Genomic DNA, 12351 nt, shown 5'->3' on the forward strand with positions numbered 1-12351 from the left:
GCCCTAGCGGTCCGCTCCGCCCAGGTGCACCACGGCGCGCACCCGCTTGCCGACCGGCACCCGTTCCACGCTCACCTGCGCCGCCAGGGCGTGCACTATCTCCAGGCCGTGCCGGCCGATGCGCTCGGGGTCACGGGCGAAGAGCCGGGGCAGAGCGACACTGCTGTCGCACACGGACACCGTCACCGAGGTGTCCGTGCCCTCCAGCTCCAGGATGTACGGCCCGTTGCTGTGCCGGTCCGCGTTGGTGACCAACTCGCTGACCACCAGGAGCAGTTCACCGTCGGACTGGTCGTCGATCGTGGCGCACCACTCGGTTCTGAGCTGTTCGAGGAACTGGTGGGTGAAGCGCCGGGCATCGGAGATGCAGCCCGGTTCGCCGGTGTAGTGCGCCGCCCGCCGCAGCGGTTCCACGGGCACGTCGAAACGAGTCGGTATCACTACCCCGTCCCGGTGGTCGATCATGCGTGTCTCTCTCGGAAGGCGGCACTGCCGGTCGCTGTCGCATCAGTGCTCGTACCCAGCACCACGCCCGGCACTCCCCCCGATCAGAGTGACGGTGAAATCGACCCCGACGAAACCGGCGCGCTGACGGTGGACGCCGACGTCGTGGTCGTGTCCGAGGCGAGCGATTCGGGTGGGGACGACGAGGCCGAGGAGGCGGAGGAGGCTGCCGACGACTCCGTGGACGGCGGCTCGGAGGACGGGGACTTCGGGCTCGACGGGGACTCCGAACTCGGCGACGAGGACGACGGCGCGCTCGACGTCGGCGGGCACGGGCTGGTGGACGTGCCGGGCGTGCCCGGCGTGCCCGGCGTGCCGGGGGCCGTGGAGGCGCACGGTGACGGGGAGTCGGAGGACGGTGAGGTCGGCGGGGACACGGTCACCGAGGGGCTGGCGGGGTTCACCGGCGCCGGGGTCTTGTGGTCGTGCTTGCCCGTGTCGCCGTGGTGCCGGCCGAACCAGTGGCCGTTGTGGGGGTCGTAGATCACGAAGATGTTGATGATCTGGGGTGCGGGGGTGACCACGACGACGTTCTGCGGCCGGTACGAGGACCAGGTGTCGCCGGTGCGCTTCGGGGTGGTCTGCTGGGCGACGGGCGGCGACAGGGGGTTGCCGCAGGCGCAGCGGACCCGGGGCACGCCGTGGTTGTCGACGAGGACGGCGGTGCCGGCCTGGAGGACGGCCTGGTAGCTGGTGGCGGCGCCGTCGCGGTAGCCGTGGTTGGTGACGCGGGTGTCCATGCGCAGCTGTACGGGGGTGAGTGAGCGCAGATAGGCGGGGACTCCGGCGGGCTGGACGCCGACGACGGACGCGAACGCCTGCTTCTTCGACGGGGCCGCGTTCAGGGCCTTGATCTGCTTCTCCACGTCACAGCTGGCGACGTTCTGGGTGCCGCCGTAGAGGCCGGGGGCGCCGCCGTCGACGCCGCGTACCGCGTTCGCCGGTTCCGAGGCGCTGGGTGAGGCGGAGACGGGCGGCGCGGAGTTCTCGGTGGCGCTGGACTCGGTGAACGGGTCGGGGCCGGTCTTGGCCGCGGACTGGAGGAAGACCTCGCCCTTGCTCGCCGTGTTGCTCGAACCGCCGTCGGACCGGGTGAAGACGAGGCCCAGCACAACGGCGGCCACCACGACGGCCGTGAGGATCGCGACGCGCGGCACCGACTTCCACCAGGGCCGGTGCGGCTCCGGCGCCCCGGCACCGCCGCCGCCCGAAGGCTGCGAGGGCGGGCCCGAAGGCGGCTGGGAGGGTCCCGACAGCGGGCCGGAGGGCGGTCCGGTGGGGCGGCCTGAAGACGGAGGTTCGACGCTCACGAGCTCTTCTTCCCGACGCGGGCGACAGCGGCATTCATACCAATTCATGCCGCTTTATCCACAACGAACCCATTGTGTGCTCGGGTCATGGTCCGCCCGCAAGCCGACGCGGACGGCCCTCCCGGCGGGCGCGCTTCCCCGGCGCTGCTTAGCGTGGCCGTGTGACCCCCCGAACCCCCTCTGACCAGGCAGTAGCCCGCCACGGCTGGCTCCAGGCGCTCGGCACGGTACTGGCCGGACTGCTCGGCATGGGCCTGGTGTCCGCGCTGGGCCTGTGGGCGGCGGGCGCGACGGACCTCCCGGACGGCGCGTTCCCCCGGGTCGTCACAGCCACGGTGGTGACGGCCGTGGGGGGCACCGTGAAACTCTCCGGGAACGCGGGTTCCCTGGCCGACACCAAGGCAGGCCTGACCGTCATCCCCCTCTCGGTGACCCTGACCGGCGCCCTGATGACCGCGGCGGGCTTCCTACGCCCCCTGCGGCACCGCGCGGTCGCCTCGGGCGCGGAACTGGCCGGCTGGGCCGCCCGTATCGCCGTCCTGTGGCTGCTCGCCCTGATCGGACTGGCCTTCGGCGCACGCCAGAAGTTCTCGATCTCCCTGGGCACCGGAACCCTCGGCGACATCGGCGACCTGATCGGCGCGTCCCCCGAGGTCGGCTTCGAGGCGGACGTACCGCAGACGGCGCTGTTCGGCCTGCTGTGGCTGGCAGGAGTACTGGTACTCGCCCTCCTGGTCTCCCCCGGCGCGCCCCTCCCCGCCCGCCTCCTCCGCTTCCACGCGTCGGTACGCCCGTCCGCGTACGCGGTGGTCACCCTGCTCCTGGCCTACGTCGCGCTCGGTGTCGTCCTGGCCCTGGCCGCGGCGGCGACCCGCGGCAACGCCACCCAGACCTTCGCCCTGATCCTGCTCGGCATGCCCAACCTGGCCTGGCTGGCCCTCACGATCGGCCTGGGCGCCACCTGGAACGGCCGGGTCGAGGGCCCGTTCGGCCTGCCCGTCCCGCGCATCCTGAGCGAGGTCCTGCGCACCCCGGACGTCTCCACCCTGAACCTGCGCTCGCTCGCCGCCCAGGACAACGGCGTGTGGTGGCTCCTGGCGGCCAACGCCGTCTTCCTCCTGTCCGCAGCATTCCTGATGGCCGCCCGCTCCCCGGCCCACGTCCGCGCCTGGCAACACGCCGTCCACCTGGCGATCGCCTTCGCCCTCGCCGTCCTCATGATCTGCCTCGTCGGCCGCATCTCCGCCCACTACGGCCTCTCCCTCCTCGGCATCGGCGACGTCGGCGGCGGCCTGTCCGGAGACCTGTTCCTGAAGCCCGAACTGTGGTCGGCGGTGGGCCTGGCAGCTCTGTGGGGCCTGATCGCGGGCTTCCTGGGGGCGCTGCTGGCGAGACCGGTGCACCGGCGGGGCGAGGTCGAAATTCCCGCACAGTCGCAGCGCCCGGCGTGAAAGTGTGCGCGACATGCCACTGACTCTCGAAGACCGCCTGACCATCACGGAGTTGATCGCACTGCACGGCCACCTGGTCGACGAGGGCGAACTCGACCGCGCCGCCGAGGTGTTCACCCCGGACGTCGAGTACGACCTCACCGACTTCGGCCGGGGCACACTCACGGGCCTCACCCAACTCACGGACGCGTCCCTGGCATTGGGCGCCGCGAATCCCGTGGCACATCACGTCACCAACGTGGTGGTGGAGGAACTGGCGGACGGCCAGGTCCGGGTGCGGTCGAAGGGGCTGGGCATCAGAACGGACGGCTCATGCGGATCGGTGACGTACGTGGACACGGTGGTGCGGGTGGGGGCGGGCTGGCGGATCGCGCGGCGGAGGCTGGAGGCGCGGCGGGTGCCGCTGAACGGGTTGACGCCGGGCACTGCAGCGCCCCTTTAGGGGCGCGGGGCTGTATCGATATGCGGCTCCGCCGCGTGAGCGCGACCAGCCACAACGCACCCGCACACAAAACACTTCAGTCACGCCGCCTAAAGACCGGCTCCGCCCACCGAGGCGGCGCAGGCGGCCCCTCATCCCGCCCCCGAGCCACCGCCACCCGCCGGTCCACCTCGGTAGGCGCATGCCCGGCGACACCCCCACGCAACTCCGTAACAAACGCCAGGCAAGACTCGTACCGATCATCAGGACTCTTCGCCAACGCCTTCGCGAAAACCCCGTCAACGTGCCCCGGCAGATCACCCCGAGCCTCACTGACCGCCGGCGGCATGTCGTACTGGTGGGCCCAGAGGAGCGCCATGTCATCGTCCCGCCGAAACGGCGGCCGCCCCGCCAGACTCTCGTAGACGACGCACGCCAGCCCGTACACATCGCACCGCCCATCGACCGGCCGCCCCGAGATCTGCTCAGGAGCCACATAGTCGAGCGTGCCCACGAACTGCCCCACCGTGGTGAACCCGGTCAGCGAAAGGGACTTCTTCGTCAGGCCGAAGTCGGTCAAGTACACGTGCTCCGGGTGGTCGCTGTCCGTACCGCGGGCCACGAGGATGTTGCCCGGCTTCACATCCCGGTGGACCAGCCCGTGTTCGTGGGCCGCGTCCAGCGCGGACGCGACCTGCGTGGCGATGCGCACGGCCGTAGGGAGCGCCAACGGGCCTTCCCGGTCGAGGAGATGACGCAGGTCGCTGCCGGAGACGTAGCGCATCGCGATGTACAGCACGCCGTCCGTCTCGCCCGCCTCGAAGACGGGCACGATGTGCGGGTGGTCGATCGCGGCGGCGACCCGTGACTCGTGGGTGAAGCGTTTGCGGAAGGTGTCGTTGCGGGCGAGTTCGGGGGCGAGGAGCTTGAGGGCGACCGTGCGGTCGAGGCGGAGGTCGTGGGCGCGGTAGACGACGGCCATGCCGCCGCGGCCGATCTCGTCCTCGATGCGGTACCCGGCGATCTGCTGCCCGATCAGCTCGGAGGGACGCCCGGAGAAGAGGCTCGCGTCACGGGCCATCGGGGCTCACGACCTGGGTGGGGGCATGACCGGCGTCGGCCGGTTCGGCGCGGGGTCCGTCGTCCGAGGCGTAGGTGCTGAGCCGGGTGCCGTCGCCGTACACCCAGCGCTCGTGGTCGGCGTCGTAGAGCCAGACGGATTCGCCGTCGACGACCACGCCGATCCGCAGGCCCTTGGTGCGGGCCTGGAAGGTCGAGCCGTCCAGGCCGCCGCCCGCGAGGTCCTCCACCGCGCTGCGGTAGCGGGCGAGGGCCTGTTCGGCGCGGGCGAGCAGCGGGCGTGGGTCGGCGGTGCGGGTGAGGGGGCCACCTGCGGCCGGCGGGTCCTGGGAGACCGAGATCAGGTGGCGGCCGTCGACCCACGCGGACCAGCCGTTGGAGCACAGGGCGTGCGCCCAGTCGCCGCGTCGCTCCAGCAACTGGACCGGGAGCAGCGCGTCGAGCGGCACGGTGGGGCGGGCGGGGTCCGGTGCCTCCCAGGCGGGCATCCCGTGCTCGGGGACGACATGCGTGGGCCGGAAGTCAGGGGTCGTCATGAGGGCGCCCCTACTTCCGCATCACGGCGGGTTCGTGCCGCCGCAGCAGCCGGGACACCAGGAAGCCGAAGAGCAGCGACAGCACGATCAACATGCCCATGTTGAGCAGCCACACCCCGGCCGAGTGCCGGAACATCGGATCGCCGGTCAGCTCGCCCGGCACGATCCGGGCCAGCCCGATGGTGCCGGCCATTCCGCCGAGTGCCCACCGGGAGGGAACGAGCCAGGAGAGCTGTTCCAGGCCGGGTACGCCGTGCAGCTTCAACAGGGCGCCGCAGAACACCACTTGGACGATGGCGAGCAGCACGAGCAGCGGCATCGTCACCTCCTCCTTGCGGACCGTCGCGGAGACCAGCAGCCCGAGCATCATCGCCGTGAACGCCAACAGGGCGACAGCCACGGTGATTTCGATCAGGGGTGGCATCAAGACCCCTTTGCCGCGTGGCGCGTTGAGGTCGACGCCGAACAGTCCGACCAGCGTGAGCACCACGGCCTGTGCCACGGTGATCGCGCCCAGGACGACGACCTTGGAGAGCAGATAGGCCGATCTGGACAGGCCGACGGCTCGCTCGCGCCGGTAGATCGCGCGTTCCTTGACGAGTTCGCGCACGGCGTTGGCCGCGCCGGTGAGCACGCCGCCGACGCACAGGATGAGCAGCGCGTTCATCGCCGTCTCCCGGGTCAGCTCGCTCCCGGCGAGCGCGCGGGCCATCGCGCCCATGACGAACGGCAGCGCGATCATGATGACGAGGAAGGTCCGGTCGGCGGCGAGGGCCGCGGTGTAACGGCGGACCAGGGTGCCGAGTTGCGCGCTACGGCTGCGGGGCCGGGGCGGCGGCGCCACGGCGACCGGCCCGTTGCCGAGCAGGTGGGGCTGCGCGGTCGAGTTGCGGATGTACTGGCGCTGGACGGGAGACTCCGCGAACTCCCTTGCCCAGTCCCGGTCTTGATCCCGCTCAAAGGCTTCGAAGGCCTCCGGCCAGTGCGCGAAGCCGAAGAAGGCGAGGGCGTCGTCGGGCGGCCCGTAGTAGGCGACCTTGCCGCCGGGCGCGAGCACCAGGAGCCGGTCGCACACGTCGAGGCTGAGGACGCTGTGGGTGACGACGATGACGGTACGGCCGTCGTCGGCGAGGCCGCGCAGCATGTGCATCACCGAGCGGTCCATGCCCGGGTCGAGTCCGGAGGTCGGCTCGTCGAGGAAGAGCAACGAGGGCTTGGTCAGCAGCTCCAGGGCCACGCTGACGCGTTTGCGCTGGCCGCCGGAGAGGCTGTGCACGGGCTGCGCGGCGCGCTGTTCGAGGCCGAGTTCGCGGATGACCTCGTCGACCCTGGCCCGCCGTTCGGCCTTGGCGGTGTCCTGGGGGAAGCGGAGTTCGGCCGCGTAGGACAGGGCGCTGTGCACGGTCAGTTGGGCGTGCAGGATGTCGTCCTGCGGCACCAGGCCGATGCGCTGGCGCAGTTCGGCGTAGTCGCGGTAGAGGTCGCGGCCGTCGTAGAGGACGGTGCCGCGGTCGGCGGGGCGCTGGCCGGTGAGCGCGTTGAGCAGGGTGGACTTGCCGGCGCCGCTGGGTCCGACGACGGCGAGCAGACATTTCTCGCCGACCGGGAACGACACCTGGTCGAGAAGGACCTTGCGGCCCCGGTCGACAGCGACCGTGAGGTCCTGTACGTCGAGCGAGACCTCGCCGGTGTCGACGTACTCCTGCAGCTGGTCGCCGACGAGACAGAACGCGGAGTGTCCGATGCCGACGATGTCACCCGGTCCGATCGGGGCGCGGGCGACGGGCTGGCCGTTGAGGTAGGTGCCGTTGTGGCTGCCGAGGTCGACGATCTCGTATGTCCCGTCGGGCATGGCCCGCAGTTCGGCGTGGCGGCGGGAGACGATCAGGTCGTCCACGACGAGGTCGTTGTCGCCGGCCCGGCCGATGCGGACGGTACGGCTGGGCAGCGGTCGTACGGTGGTGGGTTGCCGGAAGGTGCCGGTGAGGGCGGGCATGGACACGGCCGAGGGGCGTTCCGGGGCCGGGGCGGGCCGGTCGGCCAGGACCAGGCACGGGCCGTCGGCCGGGTTGCCGAAGCGGATCACGCTGCCGGGGCCGACACCCCAGGCGTGGACGCGGCGGCCGTCGGCGTAGGTGCCGTTCGTGCTGTGCTCGTCCTCCAGGGTCCAGTGGCCGGCGTCGGGCCGCAGGACCGCGTGGTGCCATGAGACGCGGGCGTCGTCGATGACGATGTCGCTGAGGGGGTCGCGGCCTACGTGGTAGTCGCGGCCCGGGGTCATGACCGTGGAGCCCGATTCCGTCTCCAGGAGGAGTTCGGGCGCAGTCGGCGCGTTCGGCCGCTCTGGCATGCCCCGAATTCTACCGATTCGTTCACCTGTGCGCCCGGTCAGCGGTCAGGGGTGCGCGATGGCCGACACGTGTCAGGCGACGGGGACGACCAGTGCCGGAACCGTCCGCTGCATCCGGAGGGCGTCGACCGACTCGGCGAGCAGCTCGTACTCGGTGGTCTCGTCGTTGATGGCGATCTGCACCAGCCGCCCGGCCGCCAACTCGTAGGCGACCTGCTCCTGTTGACCGACATCACGGGACCAGGTGCGTAACGCCCGGGGCACGTCGGGGGCCGTGTCGGAAACGGGTACCAGGGCACCCCTGGGGAAGCGCGGGTTCTCCGGCTGCGGGTCGAGCCGGTCGGCCATCCACACCGCGCGGTCCCGTAACCACCACAAGGCGAGCGCCAGGGTCGGCGCACGGTAGGTTCCCAGAGGCACCCCGACGCGCTGTCCGTCGCAGGTACCGTACGCGGTGACATGGCACAGGAATTCGTCGTGCACGATCACTCCCCCGTCGCGTGTCGATTGCCGGTCGGGCCTCGCTTTCCATGCGGCTCTGCTGGCGGCTCGGGTGGCTCAGTAGGTGCGCACGATGGCGGATTTGCCTCGTGAAGCCATGCCCTAGCATTCGGGAAGTTATGCCCTAGCAGACGAGTATGTTCACTCCTGAAACACTGTCACCACGACTTTTTAGCCACTCTCTTGGCATATTCACAGCCTCCGTTGGCCGAAAAGCTTCGGAGCCCGTTTTGCGGTGTTCTCCCGCCGTCATTACCCGAGGGGTAATCGACGCCTCCCGCAGACCCCGGCAGGGTGGAGTCACCGGGTCGCCAGTCCTCGGATCCGGTCCCTGACCAGTACGAACGATCTCGCTGGAGGCTGATTCACCATGTCCGTGAACATCGACCGATACGAGAGTGCCGTCGCCCGCTACTTCGAGGCCTGGAACGCGGGCGAGCCGGAAGCGCTGGCGAAGGCGGTCGCGGCTGCCTGGTCCGTCGAGGGTACGTACTCCGACCCGCTGGCGTCAGTCACCGGACACACGGAGATCGCAGGGCTGATCGCCGGGGCGCACGCACAGTTCCCGGGGTTCGCCTTCCGTCCGCTGGGCGCCGTCGACGGGCACCACGACACCGCGCGCTTCGCTTGGGAGTTGGTGAGTGAGGCCGACGGTTCGGCGCCCGTCGCCGGTTTCGACGTGATCACGCTCGACCGGGACGGTCGTATCCGCTCCGTGCTCGGTTTCCTCGACCGGGTACCCGCCGGGGCCTGAGGTCCGGCGTCCGCGATGAGTTCTCCCGCTCGGGGCGGTCTCTTCTACGGCAGGCCACCCCGAGCGAAGGACACATCATGAGTACCGGCACCCCGTTGAACGAGGAATTCACCGCCGAATTGATCAAAAGCCCGAACGACGGCGGCTGGACCTATCTCGTCTGGCCCGAGTCCGTCGCTTTCTTCGGCACCCGCGGTCTGGTCAAGGTCCGCGGCACGATCGACGGACACCCTTTCCGCAGTTCGTTCATGGCTCTCGGTGACGGCACCCACAAACTCCCTGTGAAAGCCGATCTTCGAAAGGTGATCGACAAAGGCGAGGGCGACCAGGTCACCGTACGACTCGAAGAACGGATCAACTCCTGGCGAGTGCCTCTTCGCGATACCGCCGCGGAGCCACCCCGACCGCCCGCTTGAAGGCGTTGCTGAAGGCGCTCTCGGAGGTGTAGCCGACGGAACGGGCGAGCGCGCCGACCGGGGCGGTGTCCTGCCGGAGGGCCCGGGCGGCAAGATTCATCCGCCAGTTGAGCAGATAGGTCAGGGGCGGCACACCGGCCGCCTCCTTGAACCGTACGGCGAACGTGGTGCGGGACATCGCGGCGGCCCGGGCCAGCTCCTCCAACTGCCAAGGGTGGGCCGGGTCTCCGTGCATCAGGCGCAGCGCGGGGGCGAGCCGTTCGTCGGCGAGGGCGCGCAGCCAGCCGGGCGGCAGGCCGTCCGAGTCGGTCAGGCAGACCCGCAGCACCTGCACGAACATCAGCTGCGCGAGCTGCGCCGAGACGAACTCGACCCCAGCCATGCGCATCCGCATCTCGGCCGCCAACTGCCCGATGAGCCACCGCAGTACACCCGCCTCGGGCGAGTCGGCCCGTACGTGGACGAGCTGCGGCAGCGCCCGCCGCAGCAGGTCGCCGCGGTCGCGGCTCAGGTCGATGTGCCCGGACACGCAGGCGACGTCCACCGCGTCGCCCTGCCCGAGCCGGCCCATCCGCGTCACCGGGTCCATGACGACGTCCGCGGAGTCGGTCGGCGCGACGCCGGGCCGGCTGCACAGCGTGTACGGCCGGCCGCCGTCGGAGATCACGACGTCCCCCTCAGTGAGCGGCAGCGGTTCGCCGCCGTCCCGGACCAGCAGACAGCCGCCCTGCACCACGGCGTTCACCTTCAGCCGGTCGCGGCCACGCAGCTCGATGGCCCAGTCGCCGCCGGCCGTGAAACCGCCGGAGAACACGCTGCGGGCATCGGCGACGGCGAGGGCGTCGGACAGGGGATCCACGGTCATGTTCGAACTATCACGCAAGTTATGCGGATTCTCAAGTATTCATCGTACGGATCCATCGCCCTACGGTGGTCTCAACAGCTCAGCTGATGAGGAGAGAGCAGACATGACCAGCACCGCACAGCAGCCCCTGAATTCCGGCTTCGGCGCCGCGTCCACCGCCGAGGAGGTGATCAAGGGCATCGACCTGACCGGCAAGGTCGCGATCGTCACCGGCGGCTACTCCGGCATCGGCCTGGAGACGGCCCGGGTACTCCACGGCGCGGGCGCCCACATCGTCGTACCCGCGAGGGACGTGGAGCGGGCCAGGACGGCGCTCGCGGTCCTCCCCGGAACCGAGGTCGAGTACATGGACCTGCTGGACCCGGCGTCGATCGACGCCTTCGCGGAGAAGTTCCTGGCCTCCGGGCGTCCGCTGCACCTCCTGGTGAACAACGCCGGGATCATGGCGACCCCGCTGGCGCGGGACGCGCGCGGGTACGAGGCGCAGTTCGCCGCCAACCATCTCGGGCACTTCCAGCTGACCACCAAGCTGTGGCCCGCGCTGGTCGCGGCGAACGGCGCGCGGGTCGTCGTGCTGTCGTCGCGGGGCATCCGCTTCGCCGGCGTCGACTTCGACGACCTGCAGTTCGAGCACCGGAAGTACGAGCCGTTCCTCGCCTACGGCCAGTCCAAGACGGCCAATGCGCTGTTCGCCGTGGAGGTGGACCGGCGCGGACAGGCCCAGGGCATCCGGGCGTTCGCCGTGCACCCGGGTCTGATCGTCGACACCGGCCTGGTCAAGCACATCGACCCGGCGGCACTCCAGGCCGCGGGCGCGCTCGACAGTGAGGGCAAGCCCATCCGTGACCCCGAGCGCCAGCTGAAGACCGTGCAGCAGGGCGCGGCCACCAGTGTCTGGTGCGCGACCAGCCCGCAGCTCGACGGTCTCGGCGGGGTCTACTGCGAGAACGTCGACATCAGCCCGCTGGTCGCCCCCGAGAACGAGGCCGCCTGGGCCGGCGGGGACACCACCCCTGGGGTGCTGTCCCGCGCCGTGGACCCGGAGGCGGCGGCCCGTCTCTGGGAGGTCAGCGAGCAGCTCGTTACGGCCTGACGATCGCGTCGATGCGGGCCAGCTCGTCGGCGTCGAAGTCCAGGTTGCGGGTGGCCGCGACGCTGTCCTCGATCTGCTGCGGGCTGCTCGCACCGACCAGCGCGGAGGTCACCCGGCCACCGCGCAGCACCCAGGCGAGGGCCAGCTGGGCGAGGGTCTGACCGCGCCCCTTGGCGATGTCGTCGAGCGCGCGGAGCTGTCCGACCAGGTCCTCGGTGACGGAGTCCGAGTTCAGGAACGGGCTGTCGCTCGCGGCCCGGGAACCCTCCGGGATGCCGTCCAGGTAGCGGGAGCTGAGCAGCCCCTGCTCCAACGGCGAGAACACGATCGACCCGACCTGGAGCTCGTCGAGGGCGTCGAGCAGGCCCTCGTCCTCGGGGCGGCGGTCGAGCATCGAGTAGCGCGGCTGGTGGATGAGGAGCGGGGTGCCCAGCTCGCCGAGGATGCGGGCGGCCTCCCGGGTCTGCTCCGCCGAGTAGTTGGAGATGCCGACGTAGAGCGCCTTGCCCTGCTGGACCGCGGAGTGCAGCGCGCCCATCGTCTCCTCGAGGGGAGTCTCCGGGTCGGGGCGGTGCGAGTAGAAGATATCGACGTAGTCCAGGCCCATCCGCTTCAGGCTCTGGTCCAGCGAGGACAGCACGTACTTGCGCGAACCCCACTCGCCGTAGGGGCCGGGCCACATCAGATAGCCGGCCTTGGTGGAGATCACCAGCTCGTCGCGGTACGACCCGAAGTCCGCCTTCAGCGCCTCGCCGAGGGCGGACTCGGCGGCGCCGGGGGGCGGGCCGTAGTTGTTGGCCAGGTCGAAGTGGGTGACGCCGAGGTCGAAGGCGCGGCGCAGGATGGCGCGCTGGGTGTCGACCGGGCGGTCGGGCCCGAAGTTGTGCCACAGGCCGAGCGAGATCGCGGGGAGTTTCAGACCGCTGCGTCCGGTGCGCCGGTAGGGCAGGTCCGCGTAACGGTCGGGGTGTGCGGTGTACAACGCGACTCCAGAGGGGTTGGCACACGGGATACCGGTTCCAGGGAACCGTGGCCCACTCTGTCCGACCTGCGGGCAGTGGTCCAACAGA

13 protein-coding genes are annotated in these 12351 nt (G+C 70.6%); 5 read left to right on the plus strand and 8 right to left on the minus strand.

Going from position 1 to position 12351, the window contains the following annotated elements; all coding sequences use genetic code 11:
- Positions 1 to 3 precede the first annotated feature (3 nt).
- Both SPR02S_RS11565 and SPR02S_RS11570 read right to left on the minus strand, forming a co-directional pair.
- The gene (locus SPR02S_RS11565) at positions 4 to 465 is read right to left on the minus strand and encodes an ATP-binding protein (protein ID WP_019057121.1); all 462 of its coding nucleotides are present in this window, start codon (positions 463 to 465) and stop codon (positions 4 to 6) included.
- 83 nt (positions 466 to 548) lie between these two features.
- Positions 549 to 1814: a DUF6777 domain-containing protein gene (locus SPR02S_RS11570; protein ID WP_026150434.1), complete on the minus strand. Its 1266-nt coding sequence runs from the start codon at positions 1812 to 1814 to the stop codon at positions 549 to 551.
- A gap of 161 nt (positions 1815 to 1975) precedes the next feature.
- Between SPR02S_RS11570 and SPR02S_RS11575 the strand changes: the two genes are divergently transcribed.
- Together SPR02S_RS11575 and SPR02S_RS11580 are read left to right on the plus strand one after the other, a co-directional pair.
- Entirely contained in the window at positions 1976 to 3265 is a 1290-nt protein-coding gene (locus SPR02S_RS11575) for a streptophobe family protein (RefSeq protein ID WP_019057123.1), read from the plus strand.
- A gap of 13 nt (positions 3266 to 3278) precedes the next feature.
- Complete coding sequence (locus tag SPR02S_RS11580; protein ID WP_019057124.1) at positions 3279 to 3707, plus strand: nuclear transport factor 2 family protein; 429 nt, start codon at positions 3279 to 3281, stop codon at positions 3705 to 3707.
- Positions 3708 to 3783: 76 nt separating this feature from the next.
- Here SPR02S_RS11580 and SPR02S_RS11585 read toward each other — a convergent pair whose 3' ends face one another.
- From SPR02S_RS11585 to SPR02S_RS11600, 4 genes are all read right to left on the minus strand, one after another.
- Entirely contained in the window at positions 3784 to 4767 is a 984-nt protein-coding gene (locus SPR02S_RS11585) for a serine/threonine-protein kinase (protein WP_019057125.1), read from the minus strand.
- Positions 4757 to 5302 (minus strand): hypothetical protein, encoded by a 546-nt coding sequence (locus tag SPR02S_RS11590; protein ID WP_019057126.1) that lies wholly within the window; start codon positions 5300 to 5302, stop codon positions 4757 to 4759. Before SPR02S_RS11590 ends, SPR02S_RS11585 begins: the two co-directional genes overlap by 11 nt.
- 10 nt (positions 5303 to 5312) lie before the next feature.
- Positions 5313 to 7652, minus strand: coding sequence for an ABC transporter ATP-binding protein/permease (locus SPR02S_RS11595; protein ID WP_019057127.1), 2340 nt, complete (start codon positions 7650 to 7652; stop codon positions 5313 to 5315).
- 72 nt (positions 7653 to 7724) lie between these two features.
- A complete protein-coding gene (locus SPR02S_RS11600) occupies positions 7725 to 8135 on the minus strand; it encodes a hypothetical protein (RefSeq protein ID WP_026150435.1) in 411 nt (136 codons plus the stop codon).
- A 388-nt stretch (positions 8136 to 8523) separates the two neighbouring features.
- Between SPR02S_RS11600 and SPR02S_RS11605 the strand changes: the two genes are divergently transcribed.
- Together SPR02S_RS11605 and SPR02S_RS11610 are read left to right on the plus strand one after the other, a co-directional pair.
- On the plus strand, positions 8524 to 8907 hold the full coding sequence (locus tag SPR02S_RS11605) for a nuclear transport factor 2 family protein (RefSeq protein WP_019057129.1): 384 nt from the start codon (positions 8524 to 8526) through the stop codon (positions 8905 to 8907).
- A 77-nt stretch (positions 8908 to 8984) separates the two neighbouring features.
- Complete coding sequence (locus SPR02S_RS11610) at positions 8985 to 9323, plus strand: DUF1905 domain-containing protein (RefSeq protein WP_019057130.1); 339 nt, start codon at positions 8985 to 8987, stop codon at positions 9321 to 9323.
- Here the strand turns inward: SPR02S_RS11610 and SPR02S_RS11615 are convergent.
- A complete protein-coding gene (locus tag SPR02S_RS11615) occupies positions 9262 to 10188 on the minus strand; it encodes an AraC family transcriptional regulator (RefSeq protein ID WP_019057131.1) in 927 nt (308 codons plus the stop codon). The genes SPR02S_RS11610 and SPR02S_RS11615 overlap by 62 nt on opposite strands.
- 103 nt (positions 10189 to 10291) lie before the next feature.
- Here SPR02S_RS11615 and SPR02S_RS11620 point away from each other — a divergent pair, with 103 nt between their 5' ends.
- Entirely contained in the window at positions 10292 to 11281 is a 990-nt protein-coding gene (locus SPR02S_RS11620; protein WP_019057132.1) for an oxidoreductase, read from the plus strand.
- Here SPR02S_RS11620 and mgrA read toward each other — a convergent pair.
- The gene (gene mgrA, locus SPR02S_RS11625) at positions 11271 to 12263 is read right to left on the minus strand and encodes an L-glyceraldehyde 3-phosphate reductase (protein WP_019057133.1); all 993 of its coding nucleotides are present in this window, start codon (positions 12261 to 12263) and stop codon (positions 11271 to 11273) included. The two genes, SPR02S_RS11620 and mgrA, sit on opposite strands and share 11 nt — an antisense overlap.
- Positions 12264 to 12351 lie beyond the last annotated feature (88 nt).

The sequence above is a fragment of the Streptomyces prunicolor NBRC 13075 genome (assembly GCF_000367365.1).
GTDB classification, from domain to species: Bacteria; Actinomycetota; Actinomycetes; order Streptomycetales; family Streptomycetaceae; genus Streptomyces; species Streptomyces prunicolor.

What these genes read in the sequence shown, in the direction of transcription:
- SPR02S_RS11590 (WP_019057126.1), bottom strand. Translation starts at nt 5,302, where the DNA reads ATGACGACCCCTGACTTCCGGCCCACGCATGTCGTCCCCGAGCACGGG.
- SPR02S_RS11585 (WP_019057125.1), bottom strand. Translation starts at nt 4,767, where the DNA reads ATGGCCCGTGACGCGAGCCTCTTCTCCGGGCGTCCCTCCGAGCTGATC.
- SPR02S_RS11565 (WP_019057121.1), bottom strand. Translation starts at nt 465, where the DNA reads ATGATCGACCACCGGGACGGGGTAGTGATACCGACTCGTTTCGACGTG.
- SPR02S_RS11615 (WP_019057131.1), bottom strand. Translation starts at nt 10,188, where the DNA reads ATGACCGTGGATCCCCTGTCCGACGCCCTCGCCGTCGCCGATGCCCGC.
- SPR02S_RS11610 (WP_019057130.1), top strand. Translation starts at nt 8,985, where the DNA reads ATGAGTACCGGCACCCCGTTGAACGAGGAATTCACCGCCGAATTGATC.
- SPR02S_RS11580 (WP_019057124.1), top strand. Translation starts at nt 3,279, where the DNA reads ATGCCACTGACTCTCGAAGACCGCCTGACCATCACGGAGTTGATCGCA.
- SPR02S_RS11620 (WP_019057132.1), top strand. Translation starts at nt 10,292, where the DNA reads ATGACCAGCACCGCACAGCAGCCCCTGAATTCCGGCTTCGGCGCCGCG.
- SPR02S_RS11605 (WP_019057129.1), top strand. Translation starts at nt 8,524, where the DNA reads ATGTCCGTGAACATCGACCGATACGAGAGTGCCGTCGCCCGCTACTTC.
- SPR02S_RS11595 (WP_019057127.1), bottom strand. Translation starts at nt 7,652, where the DNA reads ATGCCAGAGCGGCCGAACGCGCCGACTGCGCCCGAACTCCTCCTGGAG.